14 protein-coding genes are annotated in these 16,262 nt (G+C 60.3%); 12 read left to right on the top strand and 2 right to left on the bottom strand.

Translation table 11 applies throughout. The features are described from left to right. Window positions 1–71 precede the first annotated feature (71 nt). From NKH28_RS20575 to NKH28_RS20530, 10 genes are all read left to right on the top strand, one after another. Window positions 72–1,631, top strand: coding sequence for a sugar ABC transporter ATP-binding protein (locus NKH28_RS20575; protein ID WP_352980276.1), 1,560 nt, complete (start codon window positions 72–74; stop codon window positions 1,629–1,631). Between the two features lie 172 nt (window positions 1,632–1,803). After that, window positions 1,804–2,643, top strand: coding sequence for an ABC transporter permease (locus NKH28_RS20570; protein ID WP_352980275.1), 840 nt, complete (start codon window positions 1,804–1,806; stop codon window positions 2,641–2,643). Window positions 2,644–2,860: 217 nt separating this feature from the next. Next, window positions 2,861–3,460 (top strand): NAD(P)H:quinone oxidoreductase, encoded by a 600-nt coding sequence (gene wrbA / locus NKH28_RS20565; protein WP_352980274.1) that lies wholly within the window; start codon window positions 2,861–2,863, stop codon window positions 3,458–3,460. A gap of 64 nt (window positions 3,461–3,524) precedes the next feature. Next, window positions 3,525–4,634 (top strand): Gfo/Idh/MocA family protein, encoded by a 1,110-nt coding sequence (locus NKH28_RS20560; RefSeq protein ID WP_352980273.1) that lies wholly within the window; start codon window positions 3,525–3,527, stop codon window positions 4,632–4,634. A 252-nt stretch (window positions 4,635–4,886) separates the two neighbouring features. Then, window positions 4,887–6,158, top strand: coding sequence for an ABC transporter substrate-binding protein (locus tag NKH28_RS20555; protein ID WP_352980319.1), 1,272 nt, complete (start codon window positions 4,887–4,889; stop codon window positions 6,156–6,158). A gap of 11 nt (window positions 6,159–6,169) precedes the next feature. Then, window positions 6,170–6,910 (top strand): ABC transporter ATP-binding protein, encoded by a 741-nt coding sequence (locus NKH28_RS20550; RefSeq protein ID WP_352656945.1) that lies wholly within the window; start codon window positions 6,170–6,172, stop codon window positions 6,908–6,910. Beyond that, window positions 6,907–7,617 (top strand): ABC transporter ATP-binding protein, encoded by a 711-nt coding sequence (locus NKH28_RS20545; RefSeq protein ID WP_352980272.1) that lies wholly within the window; start codon window positions 6,907–6,909, stop codon window positions 7,615–7,617. Before NKH28_RS20550 ends, NKH28_RS20545 begins: the two co-directional genes overlap by 4 nt. A 1-nt stretch (window position 7,618) precedes the next feature. Then, window positions 7,619–8,488: a branched-chain amino acid ABC transporter permease gene (locus tag NKH28_RS20540; RefSeq protein ID WP_352656939.1), complete on the top strand. Its 870-nt coding sequence runs from the start codon at window positions 7,619–7,621 to the stop codon at window positions 8,486–8,488. Next, entirely contained in the window at window positions 8,485–9,528 is a 1,044-nt protein-coding gene (locus tag NKH28_RS20535; RefSeq protein ID WP_352980271.1) for a branched-chain amino acid ABC transporter permease, read from the top strand. The genes NKH28_RS20540 and NKH28_RS20535 overlap by 4 nt, the downstream gene beginning before the upstream one ends. Before the next feature lie 665 nt (window positions 9,529–10,193). After that, window positions 10,194–10,832 carry a hypothetical protein gene (locus NKH28_RS20530; protein ID WP_352845476.1) on the top strand — a complete coding sequence of 213 codons (639 nt, stop codon included), beginning with the start codon at window positions 10,194–10,196 and terminating at the stop codon, window positions 10,830–10,832. 21 nt (window positions 10,833–10,853) lie between these two features. Here NKH28_RS20530 and NKH28_RS20525 read toward each other — a convergent pair whose 3' ends face one another. Together NKH28_RS20525 and ligD are read right to left on the bottom strand one after the other, a co-directional pair. Further along, entirely contained in the window at window positions 10,854–12,515 is a 1,662-nt protein-coding gene (locus tag NKH28_RS20525) for a DNA polymerase/3'-5' exonuclease PolX (RefSeq protein WP_352980318.1), read from the bottom strand. A gap of 106 nt (window positions 12,516–12,621) precedes the next feature. Continuing rightward, window positions 12,622–14,520 carry a DNA ligase D gene (gene ligD / locus NKH28_RS20520; RefSeq protein WP_352656933.1) on the bottom strand — a complete coding sequence of 633 codons (1,899 nt, stop codon included), beginning with the start codon at window positions 14,518–14,520 and terminating at the stop codon, window positions 12,622–12,624. 430 nt (window positions 14,521–14,950) lie between these two features. On the opposite strand from ligD, the gene NKH28_RS20515 reads away from it, so the two are divergent. Both NKH28_RS20515 and NKH28_RS20510 read left to right on the top strand, forming a co-directional pair. Further along, window positions 14,951–15,652: a Crp/Fnr family transcriptional regulator gene (locus NKH28_RS20515; protein ID WP_352656931.1), complete on the top strand. Its 702-nt coding sequence runs from the start codon at window positions 14,951–14,953 to the stop codon at window positions 15,650–15,652. An 81-nt stretch (window positions 15,653–15,733) separates the two neighbouring features. Next, the gene (locus NKH28_RS20510; protein ID WP_352656929.1) at window positions 15,734–15,979 is read left to right on the top strand and encodes a hypothetical protein; all 246 of its coding nucleotides are present in this window, start codon (window positions 15,734–15,736) and stop codon (window positions 15,977–15,979) included. The last annotated feature ends 283 nt before the right edge of the window (window positions 15,980–16,262 follow it).

Genomic DNA, 16,262 nt, shown 5'->3' with positions numbered 1-16,262 from the left:
TCACTTGGCGGCCCGTTGGTGCCCTCCCGGCCAGTCCGGGCCGCTTTTCTCTGGGTTCCAGGGGATTTTACATGACGACGGTCTTCGAAAAAACCAAGGGTGGCGGGCCTGCTCGTTCGCAGGGGATCGCAATAGGTTTTCACGGCGTTTCGAAGCACTTTGGTTCAACGACCGCGTTGTCAGACATGAGCTTTGATGTCCGAGCGGCCACGATCCACGCGCTGGTGGGGCAGAACGGGGCAGGCAAGTCAACCGCCCTCGGCGTGCTGGCCGGCCGCAGCCCGCCGAGTGGTGGGAGCGTCGAGATCTTCGGCGAGGCGGCAAAACTGTCCGACCCTCGCAGAGCGCACGAAGCGGGCATCGTCGCAATCTATCAAGAACTCACAATCATCCCGCATTTGTCGGCGGTGGAGAATGTCTTCCTTGGCCAGATCCTGTCGTATGGCGGCTTCGCTTCGCCAGCGCGCATGAAGGCTCGCTTTCGCGAGCTGTGCGGTCTCTTCGGCGTATCGATTCCCGCGGATACCAGGGCGCGATACCTCTCGGTAGCCGACCAGCAGATTTTGGAAATCATGCGGGGCGTCCAGTCGGACGCCCGCATCCTGCTCTTTGATGAACCCACGGCATCGCTTGCGCCGGCCGAGCGAAGAGCCCTCTTTCGCCTGATGCGCGATCTTCGCGCTGCAGGGCATACGATGGTGTTCGTCTCGCACAATTTGGACGAAGTGTTCGAAATTGCGGACGACATAACCGTATTCCGTAACGGCCAGATGGTTGCTTCGAAGCCTGCGGCCGGATGGTCAAAGGGAACCCTCGTCGCCCAAATGCTCGGCGAAAGCATGACCGACATTTACCGCCGGCGAGAGGCTTCGGTGCCGTTCGGAGGTGACGTGCTGAAGGCTCGGAACGTTTCGGTGCCGGGTGCGATAAGGGACGTCGACATTTCAGTGCGAAAGCGAGAGATCGTCGGTGTCGCCGGGCTTGCAGGTGCCGGCCGCACGACGCTTCTTCGTGCGTTGGCGGGCGCCGAATCCAAGGCGACCGGGTCGCTCTGGATCGATGGGGCGCAGCATAGCTGGCCCAGACAACCGAAAGAGGCGCGGCGGCTTGGCATCGCCCTGGTGCCGGAAGAGCGCAAGACAGACGGGCTCGTCCTTGGCATGAGCTCATCCGAGAACATCGCCCTGCCGCGCCTGAAAGGCTGCAGCACCCTGGGCTTGCTTTCTGATGCGACGCTGAAGGAGGCCACCGAAGCGGCAGCTTTCACCTTCGGTCTCAATCCGGCGCGTCTTTCCGAGCCTGTTCGGAATTTGTCGGGCGGCAACCAGCAGAAGGCGCTATTGGCCCGATGGAAGTACTCGCCGCCGACCGTTCTCCTTGTCGACGAACCCACGCGCGGCATCGACATCGGCGCCAAAGCCGAAATTCTCGACGCGCTTCGACTGTTCTCCGATCTCGGCACGGGCGTCGTCGTCGTGTCGTCGGAGCTTGAGGAAATCGTATCGATCGCCGATCGTGTCATCGTGATGGCCGAGGGGCGGAAAGTGAAAGAACTCGTCGCTGATCGCAACGAAGTTTCTCTCAGCCGTATCCTCAGCGCGGCCTTCGACTTGGAGGACCATCATGTCTAGCTCACAGTCGAAAGCCCTCGGCGATAACCTCGCCGCTCCTGCGCCGACGGTCGAAAGCCAGACCGGCAATGTTCGACGCGAAACCCGACTGTCGCGGGCCAGCCGGCACGGTCTGCTGGCTTCGCTGTTTCTGCTGATCGTCGTTTCCGAGTATCTGTATCCGGGTTTCCTCATGCCTCAGAACATCAGGAACATCCTCGGTCAAAGCGCGCCGACCGGGATTGTTGCCGTGGGCATGACATTCGTCTTGATCACCGGGGGCTTCGATCTGTCAGTCGGATCGATTTACGCCGCGGGCGCCACGATCTATGCGAGCCTTGCCGTCGCAGGATGGCCGCTTGCGGAGGCTGCGGTGGCGACGATCGCCATCGGATCCCTGGCAGGTCTCACCAATGGCCTTATCGTGACCAAGCTGAACGTCAACGCATTTGTCGCGACGCTGGGCACGATGTCGGCATTCAGCGGACTTGCCTTGATCTACTCGAATTCGTCACCGTTCATCGCCCCCGATCCTGCTTTTGCCGTGCTTGGACGGGGACATATGCTTTCCATACCGATCTCAATCTGGATCCTGTTGGCGTTTCTCGTCGCGGGCCAACTGGTGCTGTCCCGAACGGTCTACGGGCGCCAACTCTATGCGATCGGCGGTAACGACGAAGCGTCCCGCCTCGCAGGTCTTCGGACGGCGGCGCTGCGGACGTCAGCCTATGCTCTGTCGGGTGCGTGTGCCGCGATAGCCGGAATGCTCATAGCCTCCCGGCTTGGCATGGGACAGGCCGATATCGGGGCGGCAATGGCGCTTGATGCCATCGCCGTTGTGGTCATCGGCGGCACGTCTTTGCTGGGCGGCGAAGGCTCGATCTGGCGTACCGCGATCGGTCTGCTGATCGTCGCGGTCCTGACAAACCTGCTCGACTCGCTCGCGATCAGCTCGCACTACCAGCTTGTCATCAAAGGCACCATTATCATTGGCGCTGTCGCCGTGGATTCGCTTATTCGCTCCCGACGCTGATCGGTATTCCTGATCGCCCGGTCCGGCCGGGACGACGCTCCAGCCCTTCCGCCCGGAAACAAAGACAGTGCCTTCCTGGCAAAGTCGCTTGCCCAGACTTGGCTAAGCTCGCCTGCAACCGCCCGCAGGCAAACGATACCACGCGGCCATTGTGACCGTGTCGTCAGGGCGCGGGCAGGCGGGGTCAGCTACCAAATTTCAGGAGCGGAGCAAGGCGATGGCAAAGATACTGGTCCTCTACTACTCGAGCTGGGGCCATATGGAGCAGATGGCGAAGGCTGCGGCCGAAGGCGCAAGCGAGTCTGGCGCCCAGGTGACCGTCAAACGGGTGCAGGAACTGGTTCCGCAGGAGGTGGCCAAGGCCGCCTACTACAAACTCGACCAGGAGGCGCTGATCGCCGATCCACTCGAGCTCGAAAATTATGACGGCTTCGTCTTCGGCATTTCGACGCGCTTCGGCCTGATGGCCGCGCAGCTCAAGAACTTCCTCGACCAGACCGGACCGTTATGGATGAAGGGGGCGCTGGTCAACAAGGTGGCGACTGTCATGTCGTCGACGTCGACCCAGCACGGCGGTGCCGAGTTGGCGATCCTGACGACGCAGGCCACGTTGCAGCATCACGGCCTGATCATTGTGCCGCTCTCCTATGCCTACCAAGGCCAGATGGGCAATGACGTGGTGCGCGGCGGCTCGCCCTACGGCATGACCACGACTTCGAGCTCGGACGGGTCGCGCCAGCCGTCCGACCAGGAGCTCGATGGCGCCAGGTTTCAAGGCAAGCGGCTGGCGGAAATCGCCATCAAACTGCACGGCTGAGCCGCAATGACGTTCCAGAACGGACTCATGTGTCGGCGTCTCAAGAAAACTGGTGAATATCTGCATGGGTAAGATGGGAGCCAGCAGAATTCGCGTCGGTATCATCGGTGCCAATCCGGACCGCGGATGGGCGGCCGAGGCGCACATCCCCGCCTTGAAGTCGCTCTCGAATGACTTCGAGATAACGGCGTTGTCCACCAGCCGGCGTGAATCCGCCGATGCGGCCAGCAGGCTTTTTGAGGTGCTTGTCGCGTTCGATAATCATCAGGATCTCGTAAACAGAGCGGACGTGGACGTCGTCGTCATCACCGTGAAGGTACCCTATCACCTCGAACTGGCGACTGCAGCGCTCGAGGCAGGCAAGGCCGTGTATTGCGAATGGCCGCTCGGCAACGGCTTGAACGAGGCGGAGAACCTTGCCGCGCTGGCGAAGAAGAGGGGTGTCCTTGCCGTGGTCGGGCTGCAAGCTCGTTCTGCGCCGTCGGTGGCTTACGTGCGTGACCTGATCAAGCAAGGCTATGTTGGTGAGGTGCTTTCCACCTCATTGATCGCGTCGGGTATGGGCTGGGGACCGACGGTCGAGGCGTTCAACGCCTACCTCAACGACAGGAAAAACGGCGCGACCATGCTCTCGATACCGCTCGGCCACACTGCGGACGCGCTGTGTTACTGTCTCGGTGAGGTCCAAGAGCTCTCGGCCACGATGACCGCGCGCCGAAAGTCCTTTACGATCGTCGGCACGGCCGAGCGCCAGCCGATGAACACAGATGATCAGGTGTGCGTCACCGGACTGCTTGATGACGGGGCGGCGTTCTCCATCCACTATCGCGGCGGACTTTCGCGCGGCACGAATCTGCTCTGGGAGATCAACGGCACCGAGGGCGATCTGCAACTCACTGCCGTCGGTGGCCATGCCCAGATGTTCGAGATGACCGTCCGCGGTGGCAAGGGCGCGCAGACCGGGCTCGAAGTCTTGCCCGTGCCAGACGAGTATCGGTGGTCGCCGCCGCAAGGCCTTTCCACGAACGTCGCCCAGGCATACGCGCGTTTCGCCCGCGACTATCGCGAACGAACGCATTTCTGCCCAACGTTCGACGATGCCGTCGCGCGCCATCGCATGCTGAGCGCGATCGAGATAGCTGCGGCAACCGGTCAGCGTCAAACGCTCGGGTGAGGTAGCCGTGCGGTCGGCTCGTTTCTCGCCAGTGAAACCGTCCCGGTTGACCTCGGGCCGGGCTCCATACCGAGGTTAAGCGCGAGTTCCGCAGTTGGAGAGGCGGTCGCCTGGGCTGACAGACCCGACACTTCAGCCCTTCCGTCCGGAAACAAAGACAGTGCTTTCCGGGCAAAGTCTCTGGCTAAGACATGGCTAAGCTCTCCTCCACCATAGTGGGAGGAAAAGATGTTGAAATCGTTCAGTCACACCATGCCGACGCGGCGCGACGTCCTCAAGGTGTCAGCCGCAGGTGCTTTGTCATTTGTAGCGTTTCCCATGCCCGCCATTGCACAGGCGCGAACCATCAAGCTCGGCTATGTCAGTCCAAGATCCGGCCCGCTGGCACTTTTCGGTCAGGCTGACGAGTTCGTGCTCGGCACCGTCAAGTCCGCTCTCGACAAAGGCCTGCAGATTGGCGGCAAAGTCTTTCCGGTGGAAATTGTCTCCAAGGACACGCAATCCAACTCCAATCGCGCCGCAGAGGTCACGAGTGAACTGATCTTGAGCGACAAAGTTGACCTTGTGCTGGTGTCGTCTGCGCCGGAAACGGTCAACCCTGTCTCCGATCAATGTGAGTTGAACGGCACGCCCTGCATTTCAACCGTCGCGCCGTGGCAGGCCTGGATGTTCAACCGGGGAAGCAACCCCAAAACAGGATTCGAGAGCACGTTCCATTTCTTCTGGGGCCTGGAAGACATCATGTCGGTCTTCGCGAACATGTGGGATACGGTGACAACGAACCGGAAAGTCGGAGGGTTGTTTCCGAATGACGAAGATGGTCGCGCATGGAGTGACGATAAGAACGGAATTCCTGCTTTGCTGGGTCCGCGAAACTACGGCGTCGTGCCCTCTGGCTTTTATCGGAATCTCGGCGACGACTTTTCTGCCGTGATCGCGAAGTTCAAAGACGGTGGCTGTGAAATCGTATCCGGTGCGCCCCTGCCGCCCGATTTCACCACCTTCTGGACGCAAGCGCGCCAACAGGGCTTCCGCCCGAAGGCCGCCTCCATCGCCAAAGCGATCCTGTTCCCGGCCGCTGTCGAAGCCCTCGGCGATGCCGGCCACAACCTCTCAAGTGAGATCTGGTGGTCACCCTTCCATCCATTCCGCTCGTCACTTTCGGGCCTTAGCGCCGGTGAGTATGCGGCTGCCTATAGCCAGGCGACCGGCAAACAATGGACCCAACCGATCGGCTTTGCCCATGCGTTGTTCGAAGTCGCAGCGGACGTCTTGAAGCGGGCAGGTGAGCCTGGCGACGCGAGTGCGACTATCGCCGCGATATCAGATACCTCTCTGGACACGATTGTGGGAAAGGTCGACTGGAAGAACTCGGCCATCAAGAACGTCGCCAAGACGCCGCTTGTCGGTGGTCAATGGCGCCGCACCCCGAACGGCCCGCACGCCTACGACCTTGTCATCACGTCGAACCAGACGGCTCCGGAAATTCCGGCCGGGGCCGATTTCGAGGAACTTACCTACTAGGTCGTCGGCTCATGTTGCACATGGAAATCAAAGGGCTGCGCAAGTCGTTTGGTGCGGTGCGCGTCGCGGACGGAATTGACCTTGGTGTCGGGCGCGGAGAAGCCATTGGGATCATTGGACCCAATGGCGCGGGCAAGACCACCTTTTTCAATCTGATCGCGGGAGACCTGCACGGCGAAGCCGGTACCGTCGTCTTCAAGGGAGACGATGTGACGAGCTGGGGGGCGCGGCGGCGGGCGCGCGCCGGCATGGCGCGCACGTACCAAATTCCGCAGCCATTCAATGGCATGACGGTCTACGAGAACGTGCTGGTCGGTGCGGTCTTTGCCGGCGGCCGCTCTCAAAGCCAGTCCCGCCAATACTGCGAGGAGATCCTCCATCAGACACACTTGTCGGAACTTGCGAACAATGCGGCAAGCTCGCTCACGCTCCTGAACCGCAAAAGACTTGAGTTGGCGCGAGCGCTGGGTTCGTCGCCCGAACTCCTTCTGCTCGACGAGATCGCGGGCGGTCTGACCGACGCCGAATGTTCCGATCTGGTGAAGACGATCCTCGACATCAATGCCCGCGGCGTGACGGTCATCTGGATCGAGCACGTGGTTCATGCGCTGCTTGAGGTCGTAGGCCGTCTGGTCGTACTCAACGCCGGTTCGGTTTTGAGGGACGGCGAACCCCATCAGGTGATGCGGTCGCCCGATGTCCGCGAAATCTACCTCGGCGTCGAACCGGAACCCGACGGAGCCGCATCATGACGCTGTTGCACGTCGAAGATCTGAACGCTTTTTATGGCGACTTTCAAGCGCTTTTCGGCGTTGGGCTTGCCGTAGGCGAAGGGGAGTGCATCGCCGTCATCGGTTCAAACGGAGCGGGCAAATCAACTCTCCTCAGGTCGGTGGCCGGCCTGCACCGCGGCAAATCAGCCAAACGACTGAACTTCGCGGGCAGGGAGGTCGGCACGGTGGCGACGAATGAAATCGCCGCGTTCGGCATGACGCTCGTACCGGAGGGACGGCGGCTTTTCTCCTCCCTTACGGTTGAGGAGAACCTGACGATCGGCCGATCGGCTGGCCGCGCTGGCTACTGGAATCTTGCCCGTGTCTACGAGCTGTTTCCGGCGTTGCCCGAGCTCGCACGGCGGCAGGTGACGAGGCTTTCGGGCGGGCAGCAGCAGATGGTCGCGGTGGGCCGTGCGTTGATGACGAACCCAACACTCCTTCTTTGCGATGAGATTTCGCTTGGCCTGGCGCCCGTTGTCGTCAAGGGAATGTACGAAAACTTCAGGCGGGTGCGCGGCCAAGGCACGGCGCTGGTCGTTGTCGAGCAGGACATCGGCCAGGCACTTTCGGTTGCCGACCGTATCTACTGCCTGCGCAGGGGCGCCGTCGCGCTGAGCGGACGGCCCGCAGAATTCACGCGAGATCAGATCGCCGCTGCGTACTTCGGCGTGGCGGAGGCATGACATGAGCAATCCAGCCGACGTTATCGTTCAAGGAATCCTCCTCGGAGGCCTCTATGCCCTGTTCGCCACCGGCCTTTCTCTGGTGTTCGGGGTGATGAGGCTGGTGAACCTGGCGCATGGCGATTTTATAGTTGTCGCAGCCTTCGCGGCGTTCTGCGTCGTTTCTGCCGTCCCGATCCATCCTTTCGTGGCGATCGCCGCCGTCGTGCCGTTGATGGCCGGCCTCGGCTATCTTATTCAGCTCGGTCTGTTCAACCGGCTGCTTGGAAACGATCCGCTGCGCCCGCTGCTGGTGACGTTCGGAGTCTCGGTCGTTGTGCAGAACGTGCTGATGATGATCTTCTCGGCCGATACGCGCCGCCTTTCCGCCGGCTCGATCGAAACACAGAGCATCAACGTCGGCGCAGTTTCGGTCGGCGTGTATCCAGTTGTCGTGTTGTCGACAGCGTTGGCTGTGACGATGGCACTGCAGTGGATATTCTATTCGACTGCCCTTGGGCAAAGGCTTCGTGCGACATCCGACGATCCCGAGATCGTCGGCCTGGTCGGGATCAATCACCTGCGCGTCTTCGCCATTGCCAGCGCCATCGCATTCGCGGTGATCGGCGTCGCGGGCGTCCTGATGGCCGTTCGCGGCAACTTCGATCCGTTTATGGGTCCCGCCCGCCTCCTCGTCGCCTTCGAAGCCGTCATCATCGGCGGTCTCGGCAATTTCTGGGGAACCCTCGCCGGGGGCCTCGTGATCGGGCTTGCCCAGTCGATCGGGGCGGCCGTCGATCCAGCCTACCAAACGATAGCCGGTCATATCGTCTTTTTCGTCGTCTTGTTGCTTAGGCCGAACGGCCTCTTTCCGAAGGTAGCACACCAATGAACGAGACCAGCGGAGCGCTGCAAGCAAGCGGCTCGCAGATCGACGCCCATCCCGCCGGCAATTCCGAATTGCAGATCACCGTGCGCACGACGTTGGGAATCGTTTGCGTATGCATGCTCTTCACGTCCGCGCCCTGGATACTCGATTTGGCGGCCTTGCGCTTCAGCACCGATTTCCTCGTTTACCTGTCCCTCGCGGCAACATGGAACCTGCTCGCCGGCTACGGGGGGCTGATATCCGTCGGGCAACAGGCATATGTCGGTATCGGCGGATATGCCTTCTTCGCCTCACTTGTGTTCTTCGGTCTGCCACTGCCCGCCTCGATCCTCGTCGGCATGGCTTCGTCCGCCGCCGCTGCGCTTGTGTTTGCGCCATTGCTGCTTCGCCTGAAGGGACCACATTTTGCCATCGGAACATGGGTGATGGCCGAACTGTGCCTGCTCGCGGTCGCCAATATGCCCTATCTCGGAGGCGGTTCCGGAATGAGCCTTCCGGCGAGCGTCGCGAGACAGATCGCGGCAGACCGTGCTGGTCGTGAGGCGGTCATCTTCTTCTGCGCGCTTCTGCTGGCCTCCTCGTCGATCGTCGGCTCGTATCTGCTTCTCCGATCCAAGTGGGGTTTGGCGCTGACCGCGATGCGGGATTCCGAACGGGCCGCGGAGAGCCTCGGCGTCGACACGAGACGAATCAAGGTCGCCGTTTTCGTCGGCTGCGCCGCCATGGCCGGGGCGGTCGGCTGCGTCGTGTTCCTGAGCAAGCTGCGGATGACCCCTGATTCCGCATTCAGCCTGATCGACTGGACGGCCTATGTCGTGTTCATCGTCATCATCGGGGCAATCGGACGCATCGAAGGGCCGATTGTGGGAACCATCGTCTTTTTTGCCTTGCGGGGATTCCTCGCCGATCTCGGACCCCTTTATCTTATTGTCCTGGGCCTCGTTGCCATCCTCGTCATGTTGAAGGCCCCGCAAGGCCTTTGGGGGCTCGTGGCCGAGCGGTACAAAATCGCGGTGTTCCCGGTCGGGCGACGGGCACGGTAGGCGGTCGACTACATTCGCGGAGCCTGGCGGCGAGTTTCCAGAAATCTGCGCCAGCCAAGGCGCGACCGCAGAAGAACTTGCCGAGTCGGGGTGGTCGAGCGCGAGGAACATGCAGCCCTCGTAGCAGTTCACTCTCAACCGGCGATGTCCAGGAGCCGCAACCGCAAGAGGGCGTTGAAGCGGCTGAGGGCCACCTCGCGCTCCCCAATATGAAGGACATATGGTTTTAGACCGCACCTCACGCGCGGCGGCAATCACTCACTTCGAACATGAGGACACTCATACGTATCAACGCTCCAAAGGGCATGCGCCGACGTACGGCACTCGGGACGGGCAGCACTGGTTCGGATGTCTTTTTTTGGAAGGCTATGGCGTAGACGTAGTTCTCTATTCGCCGGCCCGCCGGGCGAGATTCGAACCGAAACTGTGTGTCCAAATCTCACTTAAGTCCGGTTTATTGGCCACCCACTCTAAAAGCGGACGGTCTCTTTACGGCCCCAAAAGCCGCCAGGCGGAAACGCACTGTGAGATGAACTCTGCCGCTTCCTGTTGGCCGAAATTGCAAGCGGGCCCGCTAACAATGGTTCAGACCCGGCGGATTAAACTCATGTTGGCTTCGCGATCGGCTCATCGCTGCCGACAATCGGTGACCTATGTAAAGGGGCATGTCCAAGCTCCGAAAAATCAATGCAACAGCGAATCTGATTGGAGAGTGGCCTCTAACCACGGCTGCAACGCTTGGATCGTCCGTCAGAGCGAGGGGTATTTTTCTCGAAATACGCGCCAGCCTTCCAGCGGAATTCAGGAAACTGCTCCACATCGAGTCCCGCGTGCTTACCCTGCGCCTGTCTGAGGGCGCCGAGACTGATGTGCAGGTGGCATTCGAGATCGTAGCCAAAGCAATGCAGAAGATCGAAGGCCTGCCCGTAATTCCCCGTGAAATCGAGGACATTCTGACGATCTCGACGGCCGAACGACACCGCTGGCTGAAAGATGGTCGTTTGCAGAGCGCCGGGACCAAAACGGTGAAACTCCGCGGGCGGGCAAGGAACATCACCTTTCACGTGTTCGAGCCGCAGCACGTGGAGGATGTGCTTGACCGCGACCTGGTTACGGTCTGGCGCGAGCAGGACGCAGCGACAGCTGCAGAGAATAGGCGGCGAGCCGCGGGGAAGGCGGCTATGAAGCGCGCCCAAAGAAACGATCGTGGAACTGCTGCTTCAGCTGGCTATGGCCCCGATGAGAACTCGCACTCCAGTTTGCGCGGCTGGGAAGATTTTGAGAAGGACGGACTCCTGCGCTGATAGGCCGGGCGCACAAGCAGTTTAAGACGTTTGCCTGCGCCGTGCGAGATGCGCAAGGAGGGCCACCAAACGCATCGCGTTCAGGACCCGCTTCGCAGGGACACCGCCCTTGCGCGCCATCTCGACACCCCAATGCATGTGGTCGAGCTCGCGGATCGAATGAGCGTCCGGATTGATGCTGAAGATGCAGCCCTGATCGAGTGCCTTTTGATGCCAGCGCCAGTCGAGGTCGAGTCGCCACGGATGTGCGTTGATTTCGACAGCGACACCATGTTTCGCACACGCTTTGAGGACTTTGTCGACGTCGAGATCATAACCGGGCCGGCGCAACAGCTGACGACCGGTCATGTGCCCGATGATTGTCGTCCGAGGATTTCCGATCGCCTCGATGATACGCTCCGTCTGTTCCTTCTTGGGCAACTTGAAGCGGCTGTGCACGCTCGCGACGACGAAATCGAACGTCTCCAAGATATCATTTGGGTAATCGAGCGAGCCATCCGCCAGGATGTCCGCCTCGATGCCCTTCAAAATGCGAAATTTTCCATTGTATGCCTTGTTCAGCCGGTCAGCTTCGCGGTGCTGTTCGGCAATCTCCTGCAACGAAAGGCCGCCTGCGTAGTGAGCGGACTGCGAATGATCGGCGACACCATAGTATTCGAATCCGCGCTTCCGAGTGGCTTCAGCCATTGCCTCAAGCGTTTCGGTGCCATCGGATGCGGTCGTGTGAGAATGCAGGATGCCATGCAGATCTTCATCCCGAACGAGAACGGGTAGCTTCCGCTTTGCGGCTCGCTCAATCTCGTTCCTGCCTTCGCGCAATTCCGGCTCGATAAACTGCAAGTCCAGAGCTTGGTAGATTTCTTCTTCTGTCGCTGACGCGATCAGTTTTCTCCCGCGATGAAGCCCGTCGGCGTTTAGGGTGAACCCCTTATTGGCCGCGAACGTCTTCAGTTGCTCGAGATGGTCTGCCGAACCGGTTGCTTCGAGCAGGCTCGCCCCAAAGTGCTTCCTGTCAGTAACAACAAGCCTGAGGGTCGTATCCTCGGTTCCAGTCGACTTTCTGCCCTGCGCTACCAGGGCGAAGTCGGAAACGAGCTCGCAACCGCGCCGGAAGTCACCTGCAATTTCGACGCGCGAAAACTCTGGATGCTCTTGCTTCACCGATATGACCGCATGTTCGAGAAGCGCGGCGGCCTTGTGCAGGTGAAGTTGTGTTTCGCCGCTTCGCACGATGGCCAAGTTCTGCAGGACTTTTGCCTGAAGCGCGGCGCCTAGGCCTTTCACTGGGCGTATGCGGTCTTCTCTTGCTGCGGCCTCGAGCTCCGCCAGCGAGTTCACGCCGAGCGCCTGATGAAGCTTCAGTATCTTATCAGGACGAAGCCCAGGTATGGCAAACAGCTCCAGCACGCCCGCTGGAACATCCTCGCGCAGCTTCTCAAGACTTGGGTGCGTGCCGGTTTGGTAGAGCTTGGTCACGATGTCTGCGATCGCGTCACCGATCCCCGGGATCTTAGTGAGGGCGCCGGCGGCGATGATGCGATCAAGCGGCTGCGACAGCGCCGTCAGACTGTCTGCCGCGCGCATGTAAGCTTTTGTGCGATACGGATTGTCGTCGCGCATGGACGATCGTTGCGCGTATTCCCTCAAAAGACTGGCGGCGGTCCTCGGATCGATTTTTGCCATGGCTTCAGCCAAACGACGCCGATCTCCGCAGGTTCCAATCAGGCAAGGCCATGAGCGCCGCGTTGCCCTTTGAATCCCGGCTTTGCTGGCTCTTCTGCGTCGCGCGCTACAGATTGGGCAAGGATTGGTCAGCGCGACCCCATCCCGCCAGAGCTTTGGAGGCTGCGCGCTTCTTTAATTCAGGAGCATCGCCCACGTGGAAATGAGAGGGCGCATCTATTGTCTTCATCTCCGCCCACGTGATCGGTGCGGCGACAGGAGCACCCGGACGTGATCTTGCGCTGTAGGGCATGATCGCAGTCGCCCCGCGCTGATTGCGTAGATAGTCCACAAAGATGCGACCCTTGCGGCGCGCCTTTGACAACACGGCCGTGAAATGGGCCGGATCGCTCTGGGCGACCGCTTGCGCCAGGCGAAACGCGAAGTCCTTCACCTCCGGCCACTCGGCGCCAGGGGTGAGCGGCGCGATGACGTGCACTCCTTTGCCCCCCGTCAGCATCGGGAAAGTCGTAAGCCCTAGCGATTTAAGGATAGAGCGGAACTGAAAGGCAGCCGCGCGGACAGCCTCAAAATCCAGGCCTTCATCTGGGTCGAGGTCGAATACGAGGCGGTCGGCCTTTTCGACATCCTCGATCCGAGCCCCCCATCCATGCAGCTCAATCGTTCCCATCTGGACGCAAGTCATCAATCCGTCGGCATCGTCGACATAGAGATATGGTTCCTCGTGCCCGTCCTTCTCCGTGATGCCGACGTGGTGAACTTTGTCGCCAAAGCTTCCGGCGTCGTGTTTTTGGAAGAAGCACTTCTTCGCGCGGCCCTGTGGGCATCGAACCAGGCTGATCGGCCGGCTGCCAACCCAAGGAAGCATGATCGCCGCGACCGCTGCGTAATGGTCGGCGAGCTGTCCCTTGGTGATGTTGGACTCCGGATAGATGACGCGGTCACGGTTGCTTATCGCGATGGCGGTCGTCGCAGATGCCGCGAGGTCGCTTGCATGACGTTCCGTCTCGAGCACGACCGCCTCCGGCTTCTTGTCTTCGCGGAGACCAAGATAGCTCGGATGTCGCAACGTCCCTTCATTTGTCATTTCGGTGAACGCAATCTCAGCGACCAGTTTCGGACGGAGCCAGTGTGCGCCGCGCACTTCGGCGCGTGGTGCGTCGACGGTTGCGGCCTTCTGCTCAAGCGGCGCCATGATCTTCAAGAGACGAAGAAGTTCAGCGGTATCGAAGCCGGTGCCGACTTTCCCGGCGTAACGCAGCTTGCCGCCGTCATGAACGCCAAGGATCAAGGACCGAAACGCGCGGACCTTGTCGGACGGCGTCCAGCCGACAATCACAAACTCCTGCCGCCTGATGCATTTGATCTTCAGCCAGCTTGCGCCGCGGGCCGCCACATAACTCGAATCCGCGAGCTTTGAGATGACGCCCTCAAGGCCGGCTGCGCAGAAGCGATCGAGCAGCTCTTCTCCGCGACCGAGGATATGGTCGGAGTAACGAAGGACCGGATTTTTCGCGGGCAAGATCGCCTCCAGCTTCGCCTTGCGCTCAAGAAGAGAAAGCCTTGTCAGATCGTCCCCGTCGAGCTGCAGCAGATCGAACGCATAAAAGTCGATAGTCGTCGGGGCAGCCTTCAATGCCTTCTGAAGCGCCTGGAAGTTAGATCTTCCTTCCGCATCGACAACCACAGCCTCCCCGTCAATCAGGGCGGAGCGCACCTTGAGCTTGCAAGCCTCAGAGAGGATCGAGGGAAAGCGGCTAGACCAATCCAGACCAGATCGTGTGTAGGCTCGCGCTTCGCCGCCGCCGACGGCAACGAGAATACGATAGCCGTCGTATTTCATCTCATGGATCCAACGATCGCCGGCAGGGACCCTGTCCACGAGCGTTGCGAGCTGGAGCGGCCGGAAAGCAGGCGGCGCTAAAGTGACCTCGTCGCGAGCGGGCGACTTCGCTCGACTAGCGCTCGACCCATTGATTGCCTTGCGCGACGTTGGCTTGACCACCCTGACCTAAACCATACTCAGAGACGAATAGCGTTTCGCGTCCAACGCGCGACTACTTCTTTAGTTTCGTTGCCGGCCGTATTGAGCTTTTCGCGATGATTTGCCGACCCGCTTGATTGGCGCCTCGGCCTGAGGCCGTGATTCCTGGGTCCGGCCCTTCATGTCCCCAATTTGCGCGCACAGCTCACTGGCAATAATCAAGCGCAGGAACGTGCCCTCAAATGCCGCCACAGCGTATCCGCTTTGTGCCATCGGCTTTAGAAGCCCGGTTGGCCTCCGTCGAGGGAGCAGACTTTCCGCAGCTTTTCGCCAGCGACGGATCCTTTGCTAATCGCGCATTTGAAGCCTATGCTCGCTCATCGGCCGCCAGCGCTTCGGATGCAGCCGACCGTAAGAGGGAGACATGCTCTTGCCCGTCAGGGAGAGAGCCATGCCACAGTCCCTTCTTCGAAATCATGTGTTGAAAACCCTCTCGTCTGAGGACTTTGCCCTTTTGCAGCCATCGCTGCGTCAGGTCGAACTCGGGATCAAAACGTGGCTGGAGGTCGCACATCGGCCCATCGAGCATGTGTATTTCCCGGAGATGGGTATTGCTTCGGTGGTCGCCACCTTGACCGGGGGGCGGCAAAGCGAAGTCGGCCTTATCGGCCATGACGGCATGACAGGGATTGCTGTCATTCTCGGCCAGGACAGTTCTCCCAATGAAACCTATATCCAGGTTGCCAGCAATGGTTGGACCCTGCCCGTTGGAAGTCTTCGCTCTGCGATTGCGGCAAGCCAATCCCTTCGCGAGTCACTGCTTCGCTATGCCCACGCGTTCCTCGTCCAGTCGTCCCGGACCGCATTGGTCAACGGTCATTCGAAAATCGAAGAGCGGCTGGCCCGCTGGCTACTGATGGTCCAAGACCGCACCGATGGAAACAAGATCTACCTGACGCATGAATTTCTGGCGACGATGCTTGGTGCCCGGCGCCCTGGCGTTACCATCGCCCTCCAAATGCTTGAATATCGGGGGCTCGTTCACGCCAAACGCGGCGAGATCACAATTGTCGATCGCGTTGGAATGATAAAACTCACGCACGGTGCTTACGGCGAGGAGGAGCAAAGTCACTTCGGCCTTGCCTCCGCCTGATTGTTCGGAATCAGACAGACCCTTGCAGGCTACGGAATTCCTGCCGTAAATCGCGTTGAGGGTTTTAGGGAGGTTTTCTCGATGACCAGGAGTTTTCACACCGTCACAGTTGAAAGCGCCGCTGAAGCCTACGTCCTCTCCCGAGGCAAGGCCCGTTTTCTCTCCATCGCGCAGGCAATCCGCGCCATCCGAACACTCATGCCGGCATGCAGGGCTACCGACCGCGACCTGGAGGAGTTGGTGGCGGCAGCATCCATTATTCACGGTGTGCCCGTCGCGTTCGACTTAAAAACAGCCGTGGCCGCAGAACCACGGCTCCATTCATAGGGCCGGTGATGCCTGCGCTCGCGCAGACGCCTACCTTATCGGACGTTCGCCAAGCGATTGTCCGCCACCTGATCGACAACATCGGCAGTCCGAGCATTTCGATATCCGAGGTTAGCCGGAACGTGAGGAGAATGCTTCCGCTCTGCGAACTCACGGATTGGGAACTTGGCGATGTCATTGCGCGAAGCGCGGTCGATGCGGGATTTGCGATTGAACTTGACGGGGTGGGTCCCTGAAACGCCTGTCGAGGCCCAGTATCGTCGACGTTTTCGCGCCGTGTGAT

The sequence above is a fragment of the Mesorhizobium sp. M1227 genome, from assembly GCF_040318315.1.
GTDB lineage: Bacteria > Pseudomonadota > Alphaproteobacteria > Rhizobiales > Rhizobiaceae > Mesorhizobium.
The sequence above is the reverse complement of the archived record's forward strand: the minus strand, read 5'-3'. Positions and strand labels throughout refer to the sequence as shown.